General features: G+C 72.5%; 14 protein-coding genes, 1 tRNA gene and 1 pseudogene. 7 read left to right on the forward strand and 9 right to left on the reverse strand.

All coding sequences use genetic code 11. The annotated features are described in order from the left end of the window. Nucleotides 1-30: 30 nt before the first annotated feature. The 3 genes from AB3K78_RS11585 to AB3K78_RS11595 all read right to left on the reverse strand — a co-directional run bounded on the left by AB3K78_RS11585 (nucleotide 31) and on the right by AB3K78_RS11595 (nucleotide 4901). Nucleotides 31-103 (reverse strand) — tRNA-Glu (locus tag AB3K78_RS11585). 311 nt (nucleotides 104-414) lie between these two features. Continuing rightward, the gene (locus AB3K78_RS11590; protein ID WP_416443389.1) at nucleotides 415-2817 is read right to left on the reverse strand and encodes a hypothetical protein; all 2403 of its coding nucleotides are present in this window, start codon (nucleotides 2815-2817) and stop codon (nucleotides 415-417) included. Between the two features lie 413 nt (nucleotides 2818-3230). Further along, entirely contained in the window at nucleotides 3231-4901 is a 1671-nt protein-coding gene (locus AB3K78_RS11595) for an amidohydrolase (protein ID WP_416443391.1), read from the reverse strand. 253 nt (nucleotides 4902-5154) lie between these two features. Here AB3K78_RS11595 and AB3K78_RS11600 point away from each other — a divergent pair, with 253 nt between their 5' ends. Beyond that, nucleotides 5155-6078, forward strand: coding sequence for an Lrp/AsnC family transcriptional regulator (locus AB3K78_RS11600; RefSeq protein WP_416443393.1), 924 nt, complete (start codon nucleotides 5155-5157; stop codon nucleotides 6076-6078). A gap of 82 nt (nucleotides 6079-6160) precedes the next feature. Here AB3K78_RS11600 and AB3K78_RS11605 read toward each other — a convergent pair whose 3' ends face one another. The 4 genes from AB3K78_RS11605 to AB3K78_RS11620 form a co-directional block, all read right to left on the reverse strand. Next, nucleotides 6161-6445, reverse strand: coding sequence for a hypothetical protein (locus tag AB3K78_RS11605; protein ID WP_416443395.1), 285 nt, complete (start codon nucleotides 6443-6445; stop codon nucleotides 6161-6163). A gap of 81 nt (nucleotides 6446-6526) precedes the next feature. Then, a complete protein-coding gene (locus AB3K78_RS11610; RefSeq protein ID WP_416443397.1) occupies nucleotides 6527-7807 on the reverse strand; it encodes a M18 family aminopeptidase in 1281 nt (426 codons plus the stop codon). 53 nt (nucleotides 7808-7860) lie between these two features. Next, complete coding sequence (locus tag AB3K78_RS11615) at nucleotides 7861-10230, reverse strand: bifunctional alpha,alpha-trehalose-phosphate synthase (UDP-forming)/trehalose-phosphatase (RefSeq protein WP_416443399.1); 2370 nt, start codon at nucleotides 10228-10230, stop codon at nucleotides 7861-7863. 48 nt (nucleotides 10231-10278) lie between these two features. Next, nucleotides 10279-11805: a leucyl aminopeptidase family protein gene (locus AB3K78_RS11620; RefSeq protein WP_416443401.1), complete on the reverse strand. Its 1527-nt coding sequence runs from the start codon at nucleotides 11803-11805 to the stop codon at nucleotides 10279-10281. Nucleotides 11806-11926: 121 nt separating this feature from the next. Here AB3K78_RS11620 and AB3K78_RS11625 point away from each other — a divergent pair. Next, nucleotides 11927-12981: pseudogene (locus AB3K78_RS11625) on the forward strand (LLM class flavin-dependent oxidoreductase). A 284-nt stretch (nucleotides 12982-13265) separates the two neighbouring features. On the opposite strand, the gene AB3K78_RS11630 reads toward AB3K78_RS11625, so the two are convergent. Beyond that, entirely contained in the window at nucleotides 13266-13727 is a 462-nt protein-coding gene (locus AB3K78_RS11630) for an ASCH domain-containing protein (RefSeq protein WP_416443403.1), read from the reverse strand. A 63-nt stretch (nucleotides 13728-13790) separates the two neighbouring features. On the opposite strand from AB3K78_RS11630, the gene AB3K78_RS11635 reads away from it, so the two are divergent. Together AB3K78_RS11635 and AB3K78_RS11640 are read left to right on the forward strand one after the other, a co-directional pair. Further along, the gene (locus AB3K78_RS11635; RefSeq protein WP_416443405.1) at nucleotides 13791-14102 is read left to right on the forward strand and encodes a hypothetical protein; all 312 of its coding nucleotides are present in this window, start codon (nucleotides 13791-13793) and stop codon (nucleotides 14100-14102) included. Continuing rightward, nucleotides 14092-14583 carry a GNAT family N-acetyltransferase gene (locus tag AB3K78_RS11640; protein WP_416443407.1) on the forward strand — a complete coding sequence of 164 codons (492 nt, stop codon included), beginning with the start codon at nucleotides 14092-14094 and terminating at the stop codon, nucleotides 14581-14583. Before AB3K78_RS11635 ends, AB3K78_RS11640 begins: the two co-directional genes overlap by 11 nt. Nucleotides 14584-14667: 84 nt before the next feature. Here the strand turns inward: AB3K78_RS11640 and AB3K78_RS11645 are convergent, their stop codons facing one another. Then, on the reverse strand, nucleotides 14668-15177 hold the full coding sequence (locus tag AB3K78_RS11645; RefSeq protein ID WP_416443409.1) for an SRPBCC domain-containing protein: 510 nt from the start codon (nucleotides 15175-15177) through the stop codon (nucleotides 14668-14670). 485 nt (nucleotides 15178-15662) lie between these two features. On the opposite strand from AB3K78_RS11645, the gene AB3K78_RS11650 reads away from it, so the two are divergent. The 3 genes from AB3K78_RS11650 (at nucleotide 15663) to AB3K78_RS11660 (ending at nucleotide 19681) form a co-directional block, all read left to right on the forward strand. Continuing rightward, nucleotides 15663-17447 carry an ABC-F family ATP-binding cassette domain-containing protein gene (locus tag AB3K78_RS11650; protein WP_416443411.1) on the forward strand — a complete coding sequence of 595 codons (1785 nt, stop codon included), beginning with the start codon at nucleotides 15663-15665 and terminating at the stop codon, nucleotides 17445-17447. 181 nt (nucleotides 17448-17628) lie between these two features. Then, on the forward strand, nucleotides 17629-18351 hold the full coding sequence (locus AB3K78_RS11655; protein WP_416443413.1) for a VIT1/CCC1 transporter family protein: 723 nt from the start codon (nucleotides 17629-17631) through the stop codon (nucleotides 18349-18351). Nucleotides 18352-18487: 136 nt separating this feature from the next. After that, on the forward strand, nucleotides 18488-19681 hold the full coding sequence (locus tag AB3K78_RS11660) for a M20/M25/M40 family metallo-hydrolase (protein WP_416443415.1): 1194 nt from the start codon (nucleotides 18488-18490) through the stop codon (nucleotides 19679-19681). The last annotated feature ends 279 nt before the right edge of the window (nucleotides 19682-19960 follow it).

The following is a 19960-nucleotide window of genomic DNA, read 5'->3' on the forward strand; positions in this document are numbered from 1 at the left end:
ATGGTGTATTCAGTTGTAGTTTGGTGCTAGTGACCCCAACGGGATTCGAACCCGTGCTGCCGCCGTGAAAGGGCGGTGTCCTAGGCCGCTAAACGATGGGGCCGAGAGGCTTTCGCCTCACTGGCTACCGAGTAGATATCTTATGCAGGGTTCGGCCGTCGACGCAAATCGGGGCCCCTTCGACCGGAATCCCTGGCGTGTCGCGGCTCTACGACTGGGATCGTGTCGGCGCTCGCAGCGCGGCCTGCTCCCCGCACGCAGCGGAACGCCCCGGGCGGAAGGAGCCCGGGGCGTTCCAGTTCGGGGAAGTTCACGAGGGTTCACACAGGTTCGGAGAACCATCGGGGAGGGATCCCGGGGACCCCGGAGCACCTCGCGGTGCCCGAGAGCCCCCAGGAGCCCGCAGGAGGCCGCTCAGCGTTCCTGCGAGCGGCGCCGCAGGACCGAGGCCCAGCAGAGCGCCAGCAGGCCGGAGAGGGCCAGCAGCGACTCCAGCGCGACCAGCGTCCCGTTCGAGTCGCCACCGGTCACCGCGAGCCCGCTCTCGGGCGTCGACGTCGCGACCACCGGCGTGTGCACCGCGGTCGTGACCGGCGGGGTCGACACCGGCGGCTTCGTGGTGGGCGGCGTCGTGGTCGGCGGCGGGGTCGTCGTCCGCGGCGTCGACTTCACCGGCGTGGTCGCCGAGGAGCAGTCGTTGCCCGGGTTCGAGTCGACCGCCACGACCGCGGGCGAGGCCAGCAGCTTCGACGGGGCCGAGGCGAAGGCGAGCTCCGGCATCGAGACGTCCTCGGTCGGCGCCGCCTCACCGGCCACGCAGGCCGTGTTGGTGAGCGTCGCCGCATCGGAGGCGAGGGAGTCGACCGTCACGTCGAACACCAGCGTCACGCTGTCGCCCGAGGCGAAGGTGCCACCGAACGATGCCGAGACCGTCCCGCCGCTGCCGTTGAGGCTCCAGCCGGAGGCCGTGCTCACCGTCGATGCGTACGACAGCCCAGCGGGCAGCGAGTCCGTCACGGTCGGATCCGCCGCCGCCCCGGGCCCGTGGTTCGTCACGACGAGCGTGTACTCGATCGTGTCGCCCACCTGCACGCCGCCCTCGGGCGCCGAGGCCGTCTTCACGATCCCGAGATCGAACGGAACCGGCTTCGGGCACTCCGTCACCGTGATCGACGCGGTGTCGGCCGGGCTCATCGCCGGTCCGCCGGCGAGCGTCAGATCCACCGTGTAGGTCCCCGCCGTGTCGACGTAGAGCGTGCGCGTCGCCGAGGATCCGCCCGCCACGAAGGTGTCGGTCGAGATCGCCCCGCCCGAGTCGCTGAGGTTCAGCGCGTAGCTCGTGCCGGCCTGCAGATCGCCCATCGTCACCGTGATGGTTCGGATCCCGTCGTCGCCTTCGGCGCCGGGAGCCGGGCATTCGGAGACCGAGAGGCTGATCGTCGGCCGGTCGGGGCAGGGTGCCAGCACGACGGTCGAGGTGGCGGAGGTCGTCTCCTGCGTCGTGTCGCTGACGGTCGCGCCGTAGCTCCCCTCGCCGGTCAGCGGCACCGAGAGCGTCGTGGTCGATCCGGTCGCGGTGAAGCTCGTGGTCCACGAGCCGCCGCTCGGGCGGGTGACCGTCACGGTGTAGTCGTCGCCGATCACGAGCCCGGCGAGCAGGGCGCTGCCCGATGCGGGCAGCTCACCGCCCGGCACGGTGCAGGGCACGGCGGTCAACGAGATCACCGGGAGCCCGCGCGGCGTCGGGCACGGGTTCACCGTGAACTGCTGGGTCCCGTTCTTGCCGCTCGCCGAGTCCGTGATCGTCGCCGTGTACGACCCCGATCCGCTCACGGACATCTGCAGGGTGGCGCTCGTGCCGTTGGAGGTGAACGACTGCGTCGAGACCGGCGAACCGTTCTTCGAGATCACGACGACGTACTCGCGTCCGGCACCGAGGCTGCTGAGCTGCACCGATACCGTCAGCGGGACCGTTCCCCCGACCGTCGAACACTGCTGCACGTCGATCGCGACCGCGGGAACGGGAACCGGCGTCTGGCAGTTGTTGTTGAAGATCGCCTGGCCCGCCGCGTCCCAGTTCTGTCCGGGGAAGTGGCCGGTCACGCCGTGATCGTTGTAGTCGAACGGTGGGATGATGTCACGACCGCCCTGGTGGCTCGCGCCCGCGTGACCGCTCACGTCGCCGTTCGCGTTCGGGCTGATCGAGATGTACCCGCCGTTGCCGAGCGCGTGGCAGATGCCGATCTTCTTGCCGGGGTTATCGCTGCCGTTGTCGACCTTCGCGGTCGCCGTATCTGGCGCGGTCGCCTGCGGGGCGCTCTGCGTCGCGGCCTTCTGCGGCGCAGCGGGAGCGAGGTGCTGAGGCGCCGACGGCTGTGTCGCGGGTGCTGCCGGTGCCGTCGGCGCCGGCTCGACCGCGGGGGCCGGATCCGGTGTCGCGGGGGCCGGCACCGGATCCGGGGTCACCACCGGAGCGGGTTCGACCGCGGGGGCCGGTGCGGGATCCGGTGCGGGATCCGGGGCTACGACGGGTGCCGGTTCGGCCACCGGTGCCACCGCGGGTGCGGGAGCCGGCGCCGGATCCGGGACCGTCGCCGGAGCCGCCTGCTGATCCGCGGTCGCGACCGGGGCCGCCGCGGGCGCCGCCTCGGTCGTGGCCACCGGCTGCGCTGCCGGTGCGTCCGCCGATGCCGCGGTGGCCGCGAGGGCGCCGGGTCCGAGCGACAGCACCGCCGCCGCGAGGAGTGCGGTCGCGCTGCGACCGATTCGATGTGGGCGCGGGTCGTCCGACCTCGAGCGCCTGAACTGCACATGCATGAGAGATGCCATCCGTTCTGCTCGGCGCAGATCCGGATGCTCCCGGGTGCCGCGCCCCCTCTTCCGGGGCGCTCGGGATTCGGGTGCCCCCTGAGCAGCAGGGAGCGCTGTTCCGAGGCGCGCGCAGCGGGAACGGGAGCGGCGGCGGCTCTGCCGTGCGTCCCTCGTCCGCAGCTACGGACTCCACGGCTTGCCCTTCCTCGCCGCGGAACCGTGGTCCCCGATCCGGAGCGACCGCTTCGGGGCTGTGGTCCTGTTCGCAAGGCTAGGAATCGAACGGCTTCGCCGCGTCCGTGCAAATTACGTATTCTCGCGGCGGGAACGGCGAACGCCGCCCGTGCGGGCGGAGCGCAGGGGCTCCGCCCGCACGGACGGCGTTCGATTCGTCTCGGGGACGCGCGGCGACGCGGGGATCAGTCTTCGGCGCGGAAGCGGCGCGTGCCGTCGACCCAGGTCTCGCGCACGGGGATCTGCGCGATCTCGGCGCCCTCGGTCTCGAGCGGGTCGCCGCCGAGCACGACGAAGTCGGCGCGCTTGCCGACCGCGAGCGACCCGATCTCGCGGTCACGACCGATCGAGATCGCCCCCTCGAGGGTGTGGGCGCGCAGCGCCGCCGCGGGGCCGATGCGCAGCGAGTCCGGGCCGAGCTGGTGCCCGCGGCGGGTGACGCGGGTCACGGCGGCCTGGATCGCTTCGAGCGGGCGCGGCTCGGCCACGGGCGCGTCCGACGAGATGGTCATGGGGACGCCGGCCGCCTCGAACTCGCCGAGCGGGTTGAAGCGCTCCCCCGGCGTGCCGATGGCCTGCTCCACGCCCTCGCCCCAGTTGTAGTAGTGCTGGGTCTGGTTGACGGGGCGGATGCCGAGCTCGGCCATACGCGCGACCTCCTCGACGGCGGGGAGCCCGCAGTGCTCGATGCGGTGGCGGGCATCGGCGTCGGGGCGGTCGGCGAGGGCCTGCTCGATCGCGTCGACCACCATCTTGATCGCGGTCGGCGACTGCGCGTGCGTGGCGGTCTGCAGGCCGGCACCGTGCGCCTTGCGCACGAGCTCGGTGTACTCGCGGGGCTCGTGGTACAGCTGGCCGGTGCGGCAGGGATCGCCCACGTAGCCCTCGGGGAAGTACGCGGTCCACCCGCCGAGCGTGCCGTCGGCGTACAGTTTGATGCCGGCCGCCGACAGGAACGCGTTGCCGAAGGGGCCCGTGAGTCCGAGGTCGACGACCTGGTCGAGCAGGTGCGACAGGAAGTACATCGAGACGCGCATGTTGAGCGCGCCGCGATCCGCCAGCTCGAGGTAGGCCGCGAACTCGCGCTTCGACACCTGGGCATCGCCGATCGCCGTCACGCCGCCCGCGAGGAACTCGCGCTGCACCAGGTCGAGCTGGCGCTGGTGCTCCGCCGGCTCGTCGCCGAGGTGGAAGTTGGGTCCGTGGTGACCGATCTTGACGCCGTGCAGGCCCGTGAGGACGTTGCAGGCGGCGTCCGAGAGCTCGCCCGTCAGTTCACCGTCGGCGTCGCGGAAGAACTCGCCTCCCTCGGGGTTCGGGGTGTCGCGCGTGACTCCGAACTGCTCGAAGGTGAAGCTGTTGACGACGCCGCCGTGGCCGGAGGCGTTCATCAGGTAGACCTCGCGGTCCGTCGCGATCTCGTCGAGCTCGAAGCGGGTGGGGTGGCGGCGCTCTGCGAGGTTGCGCTGCTCGTAGCCGTAGCCGCGGAGCGGCACGCCGGCGGGCAGCTTCTTCGCGCCCTCGCGCATGAGCTCGATGATCTCGGGGATCGACCCGGCCTTCGCGGGCGAGACGTCGACCCAGGTGAGCATCTGCCCGTACATGAGGGGGTGCGCGTGCGCGTCGATGAATCCGGGCACGACGGTCGCGTCCGGGTAGTCCGCGCGCACCGGGTCGAGGCCCGCCTCGCGCGCGGCCTGCTCGACCTCGGCGAGGGTGCCGAGCGCGAGGATCACGCCGCGGTCGGTGAGCATGGCCTCCGCTTCGGGACGCGCGTCGTCGACGGTGAGGATCCGGGCGGCCGTGACGATCGTCGGTTCGGAGTCGCGGGCATCGTAGGTGGCGAGCGAGCGCATGTGCGTCCCTTCATCGGGTCGGAGTCTGAGGGCCCCGGCGCACCGGAGCTTCGAGCCGAGAATAGATCAGGGACCGGCGGAGCGCGAGGCGATACGACGCCGCATGAGCGCAGATCGCCGCTCTTCTGCTGCGCGTTCACGCATACTCGCCGAGAATTCGCACCAGTTGGTGTAGCCAAACCGTCGATCTGCGGCGCGGAGAGGCAGAATCGCGTATCTTGGCATTCGGACCGCACCCCGGGGAGGATCGCGAATGGGCGAACGGGATCTCGATTCCTTCGATGCCGCACTGACGCGGGCGCTGCAGGAGGACGGCCGCGCGAGCGTCAACGCGCTCGCTGGGCGGCTCGGCGTCTCGCGCGACACCGTCGCCCAGCGGATCCGAGTGCTCGCCGAGACCGGGCGCATGCGCGTCGCCGCGGCGCTCGATCCCCGTTTCGTCGGACACCGCGTGCTCGTACACGGCAAGGTCGCCGTCGAAGGCCCGGTCGCACCCGTCGCGCGCCGCATCGCCGAACTGCCCGAGGCCGTGTTCGTCTCGCTCGTCAGCGGCGAGCTGCCGCTCGTGTTCGAGTCGCGGCACGGCGACGACGAGGCGCTGCACGCCATGCTCGCGCGGGTGCGCGGGATCCCGGGGGTGCGGGGGATCCGCGTCACCACCTACGCCGAGGTGCTCGCCGGATTCTTCGTCGCGAAGCAGCTCGCGGACATCGCACTCGACCCAGTGGATCACGAGCTCATCGCGTTGCTGCAGCGGGACGGACGCATGAGCTTCCGGAAGCTGGCCGACGCCGTGCACCTCGCCCCGTCGTCGACTCGGGCGCGGGTGCAGCGGATGCTCGACGCCGAGGTCTTCCGCATCTCGGCGATGACCTCGGGCGGCCTGACGGGACACCGGATCGCACTCGGAGTGGGGATCGCCGCGGCCGGCGACACCGAGCCGATCCGGCGCTACATCCTCGACTGCCCCGCCATCGACTTCGCGGCGCAGGCGCACGGCGCCCACGACTTCATCGCGACGGTCGTCGGCTCGGCCTCGGCGACCGCGCTGGGCGTGCTCGAGGAGCTGCGCGCGCTGCCCGGCGTCGGGTCGCTCGACACCTGGGCGCACTACGACGTCATGAAGGAGGCCTACCCGCGGGCGTTCGCGCCGGGTGCCGGACCCGTCGCCGGTTGAGCGGCTGACCGTCTCCGCCGCTCAAGCAGCGGGCAGAGGAACGAGTCGCCCCGTCATCCTGCGCGAGGAACGAGTCGCAGGATCAGCCCCCGATCGCGCGCTGCAGGCGCGAGAACGAGATGTCCTGATGCAGCAGCACGCCGTGGTCGGTGCGCTGCTCGAAGGTGAAGCCGAGCTTGCCCTGGCGCAGCACGCCGATGAGGTACGGCTCGTTGCGGTTCCAGAGGATCCAGGTCGGCTGCCCGTCGGCGTTGTTGCCGAGGAACGTCACCTCGATCTCCTTCTCGCCGAAACGCTGAATGGACGGGACCAGCGCCTGCGTCGAGAGCGCCACCTCGCCCCCGCTCGCCTGCTGCATCTCGCTCATGTCTCGATCCTAACCAACACTGCCCCCTGAAACGTGGGGATTTCGACACCTTTCGGGAACCCGCTGCACCACTCGCCGGGATCAGGCCCCGGCGAAGAAGCCTCCGGCGGCCTTCGCGAGCCCGTGGAGATCGTCGACGTGGGCGAGCTCCCGAGCCGAGTGCATCGACAGCAGGGGCACGCCGACGTCGACCGTGCGGATGCCGATGCGGGTCGCGGTGAGCGGCCCGATGGTCGTCCCGCAGGGCACGCCGTTGTTCGAGACGAACTCCTGCGTCGCGACGCCCGAGGCGGCGCAGCAGCGGCTCCAGAGCGCCGCGCCATGGGCGTCGCTCGCGTAGCGCTGGTTCGCGTTCACCTTGAGCATGGGGCCCTGGCCGGCGCGCGGCCGCACCTGGGGGTCGTGCCGCTCGGGGTAGTTCGGGTGCACCGAGTGCCCGGCGTCGGCCGAGAGGCACCAGGATCCCGCGAGCCCGCGAGCAGCCGCCTCGACGTCGGCGCCGAGACCCGCGCGCAGCCGGTCGAGCACCTCCTCGAGGAACGGGCCCGATGCGCCGGAGCGGCTCTCGGAACCGAGCTCCTCGTGGTCGAAGGCCGCGAGCATGGCGATCGAGTCGGCGGCGGGCTCGGTCTCGACGATCGCGACGAGGCCCGCCACGACCGAGCTGAGGTTGTCGAGGCGCGGTGAGGCGAGCAGTTCGCCCTCGGCGCCGATGCGGGCCGGGGCCTGCGCGTCGGCGACGCGCGCGTCCATCGCCACGACCTCCGCGACGTCGACGCCGGCCGAGCGCGCGAGCAGCTCGACGGCCGAGACCTCGCCGAGTCCCACGATCGGCTGCGTGTGGCGCTGCTTGTCGAGCGTCAGGCCGTTGTTCACCCCGCGGTCGAGGTGGATCGCGAGCTGCGGGATGCGGGCCACGGCGCCCGTGCGCGCCAGCGCCTCGGAGCCGTCGCGCAGCACGAGGCGGCCGGCGATGGCCAGGTCGCGGTCGAGCCAGGAGTTGAGCAGCGGACCGCCGTAGACCTCGACTCCGAGCTGCGCCCAGCCCTCCGCCTGCGTATCGGGCTGCGGTTTCAGCACGAAGCCGGGCGAATCGGTGTGGCAGCCGAACACCCGCACCGGGCTCGCAGCGTGCACGGCGGACCCGGCGCGCCAGGCGATGAGCGCGCCGTCGCGGCGCACGAATCCGCGGCCCGCGGGCTCGAGCCCCAACCACGCGTCCGTCTCGCGGTGCTCGACGAAGCCGGCAGCGAGGAGCGCCTCGGCGAGCGACGCGACCGCATGGTAGGAAGTGGGCGAGGCCTCCACGAACTCCGTGAACTGGTCGAGGTAGCGGTCACGATCCTGCAGCACGGTTCCCATGCCTCCTATCCAAGCACTCTTGACGGTCCGACGCGCGGCCGGACACCTGCGGTTCAGGATCCGATCACGACGCCGGTGCGCAGTTCGGCGAGCCGTGCGAGCATCGCAGCGACCTCCTCGGGGTCGGCGACGCGGAACTCCGCGATCGAGCGCGCCGTGCCGACGCGGATCCCGGCGTCGCCCGGGCCGAGGGCCCGGAACGCGTCCTCGTCGGTGTCGTCGTCGCCGATCATCACGGCGAAGCCCTCGGGCAGTGCCGCGCGGATGGCTCGCAGCGCGGCGCCCTTGTCGGTGTCGCGCACGGACGCCTCGGTCACGAGCTTCCCGTTGCGGAGGCGGAGGCCGCCGAGTTCGCCGCGCAGCTCCTCGGCCTCGGCGGCCGCGGCGGCGAGCATGGCCTCCGCCCGGGGCCGCTCGGCCACGCCGCGGCCGTGCAGCGCGAGGCCGAACGGCTTCTGCTCGACCCAGGCGCCCGGCTCGGTCGCGGCGTACCGTTCGAAGAGCTCGCGGACCCGCGCGAAGCGGGCTTCCTCGGCGTCGGTGCGCCCGTTCGAAACCGCCGACACGCGCGCCGTGCCCGGCAGGCCGGCGAGTTCGGCGCCGTGCGATCCCGAGAGGATCCGGCCGTCGGTGCGGAGACCCGTCGCTTCGAGGTCGGCGATGGAGCGCCCCGAGATGATCGCCACGTCGACTCCCGGAGCGTTCTGCAGCACGGAGAGCGCCTGCTCCGCGCGCGGCAGGATGCGCGCCTGGTCGGGGTGCGGCACGATCGGCGCCAGCGTCCCGTCGAAGTCGCAGGCGACGAGCAGCTGGGACTCGGCTGCGAGCCTGCGCAGCATCGCGTCGAGTCCCGTCGGCAGGAAGATGGGGGTGGTCGGCGGGTGCGCCTGGCCGGCTGCGGCCGACGGTTCCTCGCCCGCGGCGGAGCCGGCCTCGGGATCCGGCCCCTCGGCCAGCACCCGCTGCGCGGCGGCGCCCTCGACGGAGCGCAGGAAGTCGCTCGACCAGCGCGCCACGTCGTTGCGGAACACGACTTTGCGCATCGCGCGCATGCGCTGCCGCTGCTCCGCCTCGGGCATGCGCAGCGCCGTGAGGATCCCGGCTTTGAGCCCGTTGATGTCGTGGGGGTTGACGAGCACGGCCCGGCGCAGTTCGTCGGCGGCCCCCGCAAACTCCGAGAGCACGAGCGCGCCGCGCTCGTCGATGCGGCAGGCCGCGTACTCCTTCGCGACGAGGTTCATGCCGTCGCGCAGCGCGGTGACCGCGAGCACGTCGGCCGCGAGGTAGAGCGCCGCCATCTCCTCCCGCGGGTAGCCGCGGTGCAGGTAGACGACGGGGCTGTGCGCGATGGTGCCGAAGTCTCCGTTGATGCGGCCGACCGTCACCTCGATCTCGTCGCGCAGGTGCTGATAGGCCTCGACGCGCTCGCGGCTGGGACTCGCGACCTGCACGAGGGTCACCTTCGCGGGGTCGATCTCGCCGTCCTGCAGCAGCTCGGAGAACGCCTTGAGGCGGTGCCGGATCCCCTTCGTGTAGTCCAGCCGGTCGACACCGAGGATCACCCGCTCGGGATCGCCGAGCTCGGCGCGGATCTCGCGCGCCCGGCGCTGCACCGGCTCGCTCGCGGCGAGCGCGGCGAACTCGCCCGCGTCGATCGAGATGGGGAACTCCTGCGCGAGCACGTGGCGCTCGGGGGCGTTCGGGTCGGCGACGGGGCCGGCCCCGGTCGCCCCCATGAGGATCCGGTTGCCGTTCGACGGCGCTCCGACGTAGCGGCGCACGGCCGAGCGGAAGTTCGCGGCGTCCGCGACACGCTGGAAGCCGACGACGTCGGCGCCGAGGATCCCCTCGAGCACCTGCCGCCGCCAGGGCAGCTGGCCGAAGAGGCCGTGCGCGGGGAAGGGGATGTGGAGGAAGAAGGCGATGACGAGGTCGGGGCGGAGCTCGCGCAGCATGGCCGGCACGAGCTGCAGCTGGTAGTCGTGCACCCAGACGGTCGCACCGGGTTCGGCCGCCTCCGCCGCGGCCTCGGCGAAGCGCCGGTTGACCGCGACGTAGCGGTCCCACCACTCGCGGTGGTAGCCGGGCGGCGAGATGACGTCGTGGTAGAGCGGCCAGAAGGTGTCGTTCGAGCAGCCTTCGTAGTACTCGGCGAAGTCCTTGGCCGAGAGCGTGACGGGCCGCAGGCGCATAGCGCCGACCGCGAAGGGGTCGAGTTCCTCGTCGATGCTGCCGGGCCAGCCGACCCAGACGCAGCCGAGCTCGCGCACGACGGGTTCCATCGCCGTGACGAGCCCGCCGGGAGACGTACGCCAGCGCACGCTCCCGTCGGGCTCCGTCACGCGATCGACCGGCAGCCGGTTCGACACCACCACGAAGGCGCTGCGGACCGGACTCTCGACTCGTGCTGCGGATTCCGACATGCTGCGCCTTTCGTGGGTGGTGCGATTCGAACTGCTCGTGCGGGCTCGCTACTCGGTCGGCTCGGGCCGCTCGAAGGCCACCGCGAATTCGGCGAGCAGGCGCGCACCGAAGGCGGTGCCGCCGGCGGAGCGCCAGAGGTCGTCGCGCTCGCTCTCCATGGTGGGGGCGATGTCGATGTGGCCCCAGGGCAGTCCGTCGACGAACTCGTTGAGGAACAGTGCGGCGAGGATCGCTCCGGCGTACTGTCCGCCGATGTTCGAGAGGTCGGCGACGTTGGACTTGAGCTGGTCGCGGTAGCGGTGGTCGAGCGGCAGGCGCCAGACGCGCTCGTCGGTCGCGTCGGCCGCCGACTGGAGCTGGGCGGCGACGGCGTCGTCGTTCGCGAAGATCGCGGCGGTGCTCAGGCCGAGCGCGGCCATCGCGTTGCCCGTGAGGGTCGCGATATCGAGGATCGCGTCGGGGCGGCGCTCCTCCTCGGTCGCGAGCACGAGGCCGTCGGCCAGCACCAGGCGGCCCTCGGCGTCGCTGTTCTTGACCTCGACGGTGGTGCCGCCGCGGATCGTGAGGACGTCGCCGATCTTCGTGGCGCTGCCCGACAGCATGTTGTCGGTGCACATGAGCCAGCCGGTGACCGCGGTCTCGGCGCCGAGGTCACGCAGCGCGGTCATCGAGCCGAACACGTTCGCGGCGCCCATCATGTCGAACTTCATGCCGTGCATGGCGCTCGACGGCTTCAGGCTGATCCCGCCGGAATCGAACATGATGCCCTTGCCGACGAGCGCGAGGCTCGGGGTGTCGGCACCGGCGCTCGCCGGGGTGTAGCGCACCTTGATCATGCGGGGCTCGTCGACGCTGCCGGCGTTGACGCCGAGCAGGCCGCCCGTTCCGAGCGCGACGAGGGCTTCGCGGTCGAAGACCTCGACCTCGAGGCCGAACTGCGGCGCGAGGCGCGCGGCGACCTCGGCGAACTTCTCGGCGGTGAGGTGGCGGGGCGGGGTGTTCGAGAGGTCGCGGGCGATGGTCGCGGCACGGGCGAGCGCGGTGCCGCGAGCGGCGCCGGCGTCGACCGCGGCGCGATCGCCCTCGGCGGCGACGAGCGTCAGCGACTCGAGCGCGATGGTCTTGGCGTCGGTCTTGAGCTGGTCGTAGCTGTAGCGCGCGAGCACGGCGCCCTCGACCGCGGCCTGCGCGGCCTCGGCGGCGTCGGCGCCCGCGGCGATGAGCGCGCCGAGGTCGAGCGCGAGCGACGGGGATTCGGCGGCGGCGCGCGCGAAGGCGGCGACCGCGTCGCGGATCGCGGCGTGGGCCTTCGCGCCGTCCCCGATGCCGACGAGCACCCGCAGCGGGGAGCCCGGCAGGCGCAGGGTCTGGCCGGCGGTGCCGCGGAAGCCGGCCGCGGCCAGCAGGTCGCGGTCGACCTCGACCGCGATGTCGCCGTCGACGGGCACCCACACGGGCACGGCCTGCGCGCCGCGCTGGGCGACGGCCTCGTCGATGGTCGCCGCGGAGGCGATGTCGACGCTGCGTGCGAGTGAGGGAACCGGGTCGAAGGCAGGGTCAATCACAACTGTCATGATCCTCAGCCTAGCCCGGCCGGCGGCCGGTCCGCCGGGAGGATTCCGGCAATGGACGGCACACCGGAGCGCCAGTTATATTCAATGGAATACATTGGGCCCGACGGAGGTTGCACCGGCCATGAGAGCATTCGGATTCCTGTCCTTCGGGCACTACGCGCCCGTGCCCGGCTCGCGCACCCGCACCGCGGGCGACATGCTGCGGCAGACCATCGAGATCGCCGAGGGCGCCGACGAGATCGGCGTGAACGGCGCCTACGTGCGCGTGCACCACTTCGCACGCCAGGCCGCCTCGCCGATCCCGCTGCTCACCGCGATGGCGGCGCGCACGAAGCGGATCGAGGTCGGCACGGGCGTGATCGACATGCGCTACGAGAACCCCCTGTACCTCGCGGAGGAGGCGGCCGCGCTCGACCTCATCTCCGGCGGCAGGCTCGCGCTCGGCGTGAGCCGGGGATCCCCGAGACCGCGCTGCGCGGCTACGAGGCGTTCGGCTACACGGGCTCCGAGGATCCCCGCGGGGCCGACCTCGCCCGCGACAAGTTCGAGCTCTTCCTCAGCGCCGTCGGGGGCGACGCCCTCGTCGACAGCGATCCGCAGATGGGCCCCGGCGGGCGCCTCGCGATCGAGCCCCGCTCCCCCGGCCTGCGCGACCGCATCTGGTGGGGCGCGGGATCCCGCGCCACCGCCGAGCAGGTCGGCCGGCAGGGGCTCAACCTCATGAGCTCGACCCTGCTGACCGAGGCCACCGGTCAGCCGTTCGACGTGCTGCAGCGCGAGCAGATCGACCGGTTCCGCGAGGCGTACCGCGAGGCCGGCCACTCGGGCGCCCCGCGCGTCTCGGTGAGCCGCAGCGTGTTCCCGCTCGTGTCCGAAGAGGACGAGATGTACTTCGGGCTGCGCGGCCGGGACTCGCAGGACCAGATCGGCGTGATCGACAACTTCCGTTCGACCTTCGGCAAGACCTACGCCGACACCCCCGACCGGCTGATCGAGCAGCTGAAGCGCGACGAGGCCGTGATGGCCGCGGACACCCTCATGCTCACGATCCCGAACCAGCTCGGCCCCGAGTACAACCTGCACGTGCTGCAGGCGTTCGCCGAGCACGTCGCCCCGGCGCTCGGCTGGAAGCCGAACACCGAGGGGCCGGTGCAGGGGGACGTGGTCGGGGGCTGATCGCTCCCCCTGTCACCGAGATGACCCGTTCGCGGGTAATGAGCGCTCATAACCCGTGAACGGGTCATCTCGACGCTCAGGAGCACCGCGGCCCCGCCTTCGCGGACCTCGATCCCCCGGCGTCCGCGTCAGCGGTGTCGGAGAACGGTGCGACCGAGACGGGTGCCGGAGTGCGCGCGGTGACCGGCGCGGCTACGCTCACCGCTCCGGGCTACCGGTTGCAGCTCGACGTCGACGTGCTCGGTCCCGACCTCGACCCGCACGGACGCTTCCCGCAGCCAGACTCAGCGGCTCCAGACCAGGCGGAACCGCTCGCAGATCACCGGCATGTCCGGTTCGAAGCCGCGCGGGTTCTCGGAGTGCTCGCGCCAGTAGCGCTCGTGCACCTGCCGCCAGTGCTCCAGCGTGCGGTCCCCTTCGCCCTCGGCGTGCGCGTGCTCGGCTCCCACCTCGTCGAACGGGATGGTCTGCACGTCGGTGGTCTCGATGACCGCCCGCGGGTCGCCGGCGCCGTCGAGGATGATGCTGAGGTCGCCGGCGGCGGGCAGCGGCTCGTCCGTCGCCTCGTAGTCCCAGAACGACGACGCGGTGCCCGTCTTGGTGCCGGCGAGCACGAGCTCGAGCAGTTCGTCGGCGTGCTCCGTCGTCGCGCCGAACGGCCACGCGATGGGCGGCTGCTCGGGCAGACCGGCGACGGCCGAACGGCACAGGATCCAGAATTCGGGGATCGAGACGGGTGCGTGCATGACTTCAGCGTAGCGAGCGCCCGTCGGACCATCGGAGGAGCAGCACGCTTGTAGGCTGCCGGCATGACGCACGCGCCCGACCACGCACCAACCGCCCCGAGGATCCTGCTGCCCGGGATCGTTCCCACGCTCGGCTTCGTCGCTCCGATCCTGCTGCTGCTCGGCTGGCTGATCTTCGGCGGCACGAGCGGCCGGAGCTACTTCGAAGGCGAGCCCTTCCAGGCGACGCTCGGCGTCGTCGTGTTCCTCACGGGCGTCGGATCCCTGCTCGCGGTGCTCGTGCTCGTCGGCATCCGCGCGATGCTGCAGCAGCAGCTCGATCTCGCGCCCCGGATCGGGAACCACCGGCAGGAGCCCGGCACCGATGCACGCTGAGACGACGGTCGAGCCGCGGCCCGCGATCCGCGCTGGCCGGGTACCCGACGACGTCGAGCACTGCGCGGGGATCTGGGTGCGCGCGCTCGCGGCCCGCGACGGATCGGTCGACGCCGAGACCATGGCCGAGCGCGTGCGCGAGGCCTTCGACGCCCCGATCGTCCGGTTCGCCGTCGCGACGTCCCCGCGCGCGGGCTTCGCGCTGGTCGAATCGGGCCGTTCCGATCCCGGCGAGGCGTATCTGCACTACCTCGCCGTGGACCCGGACGGTACGGGGCGCGGCGTCGGCGGCGCGCTCCTGGCCGATGCCGTCGCGCACGCACGGGCGGCCGGATTCGGATCCCTCACCCTCGAAGTCCGGTCGGAGAACACCCGCGCGATCGCGCTCTACCTGCGCGCCGGCTTCGTGCCCGACGGCGAGGCGACCCCGCATCCGTCCGCGGGCTACCCGATGCAGCCCTACCGGCTCGCGCTCGGCTGAACCCGGCAGCACGCCCCAGCAAACACGCGCGCACGAAAAAGCCGGTCGCGGGCCGGGTCCCCCGACCAGGCCCGCGACCGGAGCTCAGATCTCGACCGCCCGGGATTCCCGGGCCAGGTACTCCTCGCGCAGTGCGGGGAAGTAGTGGTCGAACATGGGCTCCTCCGTGCCTTCGCACGCAGCAACCAACAGGTCCAGATAATACTCCCATCCGGGACCGATATCGCCCACGTCGGCGTCGTCGTCCAGGTGGTGGACGAAATGGATCACGCTGTCCTCGCCGTCGGCGAGCACGCGCAGCTCCAGCAGCCAGCCGCCGTCCTCACCCGACGTCTGCAGCACGAGCCGATGCGGAGCATCGCAGAGACGGATCCCGACCTTGATCTCGGGCTCGCCCGATTCGAACGCCATGCGCACGCGCACGGTGCTGCCCTGGCGGCCGTCGCCGTCCCAGTCGCCGAACCACTCGGCGGTCAGCTCGGGATCGGTGATGCGGTCCCAGGATTCCTCGACCGACTGCGCGAGCGAGCGCTCGAGCACGAGGTTGCGCCCCCGTGCGGTCCGCAGGATCCTGCCCGTCGCCTCTACGCTCATCGCGCGCTCCTCCGCCCGGCCCGCACTGGGTCGACCCGAAGGGTCGCGGGCTCCTGCGCTCCAGAATACGGGATCGGGGGTTCCCTCCGGCCGGAACTTCGGGTAGCCTCTCGGGCATGGAGATCTGACGCAGCCCTGTTCCGCGCCTGAGGCGCCGAGCACGCTGCGCATTCGGATCCCGTTCGGGTCGACGACGTCCGTCGTCCCCACCCCGCGGCAGTGCTCGGCCACGCTTCGAGCTCCGCACCGCATCGGGATCCGACGTCGGCGTCCCCGGCAGCGCCCGGCGGAACCTTTCGAATCCGTTCCGAGAGGCACCCCATGCCCGCACCCACCCAGACCACGACCGTCGCCGCCCAGGCGACCCCCGCACCTCCGCGCGCGGATCCGGTTCGCCCCGGACCGACCGCCCCCGGAGCACCGCGCCCAGCACCGCTTCGGCCGCCCGCGCCGCGCAGCACCGCAGCGCGGACGACGCCCGCGACGTGGGCGCCGGCGCGCACCTCGCCGTCTCCGGCGTCTCGAAGGCGTTCGGCGACCGCCGCGTGCTCACCGACCTCACGTTCACCGCAACGCCCGGCGACCGCATCGGCCTCATCGGCGAGAACGGCACCGGCAAGTCCACGCTGCTCTCGATCGTCTCGGGCGATCTCGAACCCGACACCGGGTTCGTGCGTCACGCCGGCTCGGTCGGCCGACTGGCGCAGGAGCTGCCCTACGCCGACGGCGACACCGTCGCCCGGGTCGTCGACGATGCGCAGCGCACCGCGCTCGGCGTGCTCGACCGCATCGAGCACGCCGCCGCCGCACTCGCCGCGGATCCCGACGACGCTTCAGCCGCGGCCGACTACGCCGACGCGGTGGACGAGGCGACCCGCACCGACGCCTGGTCGGCGGAGGCGCTGCGCGGCGAGGTGCTGCACGGACTGGGCATCGGCGCGATCCCCGAGGCGACCCCGATCGGGGAGCTCTCGGGCGGGCAGCGCCTGCGGCTGGGCCTCGCGGCCCTGCTGCTCTCGGCGCCACACACCCTGCTGCTCGACGAGCCGTCGAACCACCTCGACGACGCCTCGGCGGCGTACCTCGAACGCGTGCTCGCCGATTGGCCGGGCATCGTGCTCGTGGCGAGTCACGACCGCGCGCTGCTGGACGCCATCACGACGCGCATGATCGACCTCGACGCGAGCCCCGTGCCCGCTGCCGTGCTCGCCGATGCCCGGCAGGGCGCTCCGGGAGCCGAGGCGGCGGACCCGTTCGCGGGCCCGCCGCGCACCGCGGCCGAGCACGAAATGCTCGAGGCCGAAGAAACCGAGGATCCGGGATCCGGTCTCGGCACCCGCGTCTGGGGCGTCGGCTTCTCGGCGGCCCGCATCGAACGGGCCGCCGAGATGCGCCGCTGGCGCGAGCGCTACGCCGCCGAGCAGTCGGAGCTGGCGTCGCTGGCGCACGAGATCGCGGTCGGCGCGCACGAGGTGAACAAGAAGTCCGAGTCGAAGTCGGAGTCGCGCATCTCGCGCAAGTTCTACGCCGACAAGGACGCCCGGGTCACCTCCCGCCGGGCGCGCAATGCGCGCGGCCGCCTCGCCGAACTGCAGCGCAATCGCGTGCGCCGTCCGCCGGAGCCGCTGCGCTTCTCGGGGATCCCGGCGCCGGTGCTCGACACCCCGACGGCGCTTCGCCACGAGGACGAACCGGCGCTGCGCGTCGATCGCATCGGGTTCGCCGGCCGGCTCGCCCCGGTCTCGTTCGAGCTCGAGCGCGGCGGGCGCCTGCTGCTGCTCGGGCCGAACGGCGCGGGCAAGTCGACGCTGCTCACGATCCTCGCGGGTCAGCTCGACCCCACGACCGGCGAGCTGACGCGCGCGGAGGGCATGCGCTACGGCTGGCTGCCGCAGGAGGTGCGGTTCACGCGCACCGAGCGCAGCGCCGCCGACACCTACGCCGCGCTCGTCGGCCGGCGTCACGCCGACGAGCGTCCGCTCGCCGAGAGCGGGCTGCTCGCTCCGCGCGACGTCGACCGCCCCATCGGGGCGCTCAGCGTCGGCCAGCGCCGCCGTGTCGCGCTCGCGGCGCTGCTGATCGACCCGCCGGAGCTGCTGCTGCTCGACGAGCCGACCAACCATCTCTCGCTCACCCTCGTGGAAGAGCTGGAGGAGGCGCTGGCCGGGTTCGCCGGCACGCTCGTGATCGCGTCGCACGACCGCTGGATGCGCTCGCAGTGGGTCGGCGACACGCTCGTGCTCGCTCCCGAGGGCGAGCCGGCCGCGTAGCTTCGGGCCTCGGATCCGCGGGCCGCCTGGACGCCCGCGGATCCGAGGTCGGACGGAGCCCGGGATACGTCTCGACGAAGTCGAGGATCCGGCTCGGCAGCCCCTGAATTGGGGGTTCTCACTCTCTCGCGAGGCTTGTTACGGTTGACCGTCCCCGCCCGAGAATCCCCGATGAGGAGCCATGTCAGACGTCGACATCTCACGTCCGCACGACTACGACCACAGCCACGCCGATGTCTCGTCGGGCTGGCTGCGCGCCTCCGTGTTCGGGGCGATGGACGGCCTCGTCTCGAACCTCGGACTCATCACCGGTATCGCCGCCGCAGGCGCCGCGCCGGGCATCGTCGCGATCACCGGCATCTCCGGGCTCATCGCGGGTGCCATCTCGATGGCGCTCGGCGAATTCACCTCGGTGCGCACGCAGAACGAGCAGCTCGATGCCGAGGTGCTGACCGAACGCGCAGCGCTCGAGCGCAATCCGATCGGCGAGGAGGCGGAGCTCGCCGCCCTGTTCGCCGGACTCGGCATGGACGAGCCGACCGCGAAGCAGGCCGCATCGCAGGTGCACGGCGATCACGAACGGGCGCTGCGCGTGCACCTCGCGCACGAGCTCGGACTGCACCCGGAAGAGAAGCCGTCGCCCTGGGTGGCCGCGATCTCGTCGTTCATCGCGTTCAGCATCGGCGCGCTGATCCCGATCCTGCCGTTCCTCTTCGGCTTCGGCACGCTGTGGAGCGGCCTGATCTTCGGCGGCGCCGGGCTGCTGCTCGCCGGCGGGCTCGCGGCATCGTTCACGCGCAAGAATCGTGCGTTCGGCGCCCTGCGCCAGCTGCTGTTCGGCGGCATCGCGGTCGCCGTCACCTACGCCGTCGGCACCGCGCTCGGCGTCTCGTCGATCGGATAGTTCCGCAGGGCTCCGCGCTCGACGCGTTCATCGCACCCGCCCAACCCGCACCCGGTTTTTCGGATTCCCGGACGGAACGAACGCGCCCGATGCTCAGCAGGATGGTGGCACCGCGTCCACGATCCGAGGAGCACCGATGCCCGCACGCCCAGCACCCGCCATGCGCGACGGGCTCCTCGACGCCTCGGCGATGACCGAGGAGGTGCTCGGGCTGGTGCGCTGCGAGTCCCCGTCCGACGACCTCGTCGCCGTCGCGCGCAGCGCCGCGGCGGTGGACGACCTCGGCGCCCGGCTGCTCGGCCGACGTGCCGAACGGATCGAGATCGACGGGGTCACCCATCTGCGCTGGCGATTCGGCACGACGCCCCGCGTACTGCTGCTCGGCCACCACGACACGGTCTGGCCGATCGGCTCGCTGACCGCGCACCCCGCGGAGGTCCGCGACGGCCGGCTCACCGGCCCGGGGTCCTTCGACATGAAGGCCGGGATCGTCATGGCGTTCCACGCGATCGCCGCGCTCCCCTCGCCCGACGGGGTCTCCCTGCTCATCACGGGCGACGAGGAGCCCGGATCCGCCACCTCGCGCGCCCTCATCGAGGACGAGGCCCGCGGCTGCGCGGCCGCGCTCGTGCTCGAGGCCGCCGGACCCGGAGGCGCGCTGAAGACGGAGCGCAAGGGCGTCTCGCGCTACGAGGTGCACGTGCGGGGCCGCGCCGCCCACGCCGGCCTCGAACCCGAGCGTGGCGTCAACGCGACCCTCGAGCTGGCGCACCAGGTGCAGACGGTCGCAGGGATCGGAGCGCCGGAGATCGGCACGACCGTCACCATGACCCGCGCCGAGGCCGGGACCACGTCGAACACCGTGCCCGCGCGCGGCCGCTTCGCCGTCGACGTGCGCGCGACCTCCGCCGCCGAGCAGCAACGCGTCCACGCCGAGATCGGCGCGCTCGCGGCGCACCTCCCCGGGGCGGCCGTGGAGGTGATCGGCGGTGTGAATCGGCCGCCGCTCGATCTCCGCTCGTCCCGGGCGCTGTTCGCGCGCATCAGCAGGATCGCCGACCAGGTCGGCCTCGGCCCGCTCCGCTCGGTCGCCGTGGGCGGTGCGTCCGACGGCAACTTCACCGCGGGGGTCGGCACGCCCACCCTCGACGGGCTCGGCGCGGTCGGCGGCGGCGCGCACGCGGACGACGAGCACGTGCTCGTGTCCGAGCTCGCGCCGCGGGCGCGACTGCTCTCGGCCCTCGTCGCCGAACTGCTCGCCGAGGGCGGCGCCGAAACCGGCACCGCCGCGGACCGCGCCGAGCCCGGCGGACGGATCGGCCGTGCGTAGCGACGCGCCGGCCCCTCCGGGCGGCGCGGGCGCCGGGCCAGCCGCCGCTCGCGCCGCCGCCGATGCCGACGCCCGCGCCGCCGCGCGGCGCTCCGGCGCCACAATCCGCGAGCTCGACGACATGCGGTCGCTCGCGGCGGTGCAGCGTCTCTACGAGACCGTCTGGCGCACGGGTCCCGCCGGCACCCCGGTCACGGCCGACCTGCTGCGCGCGCTCGCGAAGTCGGGCAACCCGGTGTTCGGCGCATTGGACGGCGACGATCTGCTCGGGGCCTGCTT

The organism is Leucobacter sp. HNU (genome assembly GCF_047946755.1).
Classification (GTDB): domain Bacteria; phylum Actinomycetota; class Actinomycetes; order Actinomycetales; family Microbacteriaceae; genus Leucobacter.

What these genes read in the sequence shown, in the direction of transcription:
- AB3K78_RS11590 (WP_416443389.1), bottom strand. Translation starts at nt 2,817, where the DNA reads ATGCATGTGCAGTTCAGGCGCTCGAGGTCGGACGACCCGCGCCCACAT.
- AB3K78_RS11595 (WP_416443391.1), bottom strand. Translation starts at nt 4,901, where the DNA reads ATGCGCTCGCTCGCCACCTACGATGCCCGCGACTCCGAACCGACGATC.
- AB3K78_RS11600 (WP_416443393.1), top strand. Translation starts at nt 5,155, where the DNA reads ATGGGCGAACGGGATCTCGATTCCTTCGATGCCGCACTGACGCGGGCG.
- AB3K78_RS11605 (WP_416443395.1), bottom strand. Translation starts at nt 6,445, where the DNA reads ATGAGCGAGATGCAGCAGGCGAGCGGGGGCGAGGTGGCGCTCTCGACG.
- AB3K78_RS11610 (WP_416443397.1), bottom strand. Translation starts at nt 7,807, where the DNA reads ATGGGAACCGTGCTGCAGGATCGTGACCGCTACCTCGACCAGTTCACG.
- AB3K78_RS11615 (WP_416443399.1), bottom strand. Translation starts at nt 10,230, where the DNA reads ATGTCGGAATCCGCAGCACGAGTCGAGAGTCCGGTCCGCAGCGCCTTC.
- AB3K78_RS11620 (WP_416443401.1), bottom strand. Translation starts at nt 11,805, where the DNA reads ATGACAGTTGTGATTGACCCTGCCTTCGACCCGGTTCCCTCACTCGCA.
- AB3K78_RS11630 (WP_416443403.1), bottom strand. Translation starts at nt 13,727, where the DNA reads ATGCACGCACCCGTCTCGATCCCCGAATTCTGGATCCTGTGCCGTTCG.
- AB3K78_RS11635 (WP_416443405.1), top strand. Translation starts at nt 13,791, where the DNA reads ATGACGCACGCGCCCGACCACGCACCAACCGCCCCGAGGATCCTGCTG.
- AB3K78_RS11640 (WP_416443407.1), top strand. Translation starts at nt 14,092, where the DNA reads ATGCACGCTGAGACGACGGTCGAGCCGCGGCCCGCGATCCGCGCTGGC.
- AB3K78_RS11645 (WP_416443409.1), bottom strand. Translation starts at nt 15,177, where the DNA reads ATGAGCGTAGAGGCGACGGGCAGGATCCTGCGGACCGCACGGGGGCGC.
- AB3K78_RS11655 (WP_416443413.1), top strand. Translation starts at nt 17,629, where the DNA reads ATGTCAGACGTCGACATCTCACGTCCGCACGACTACGACCACAGCCAC.
- AB3K78_RS11660 (WP_416443415.1), top strand. Translation starts at nt 18,488, where the DNA reads ATGCCCGCACGCCCAGCACCCGCCATGCGCGACGGGCTCCTCGACGCC.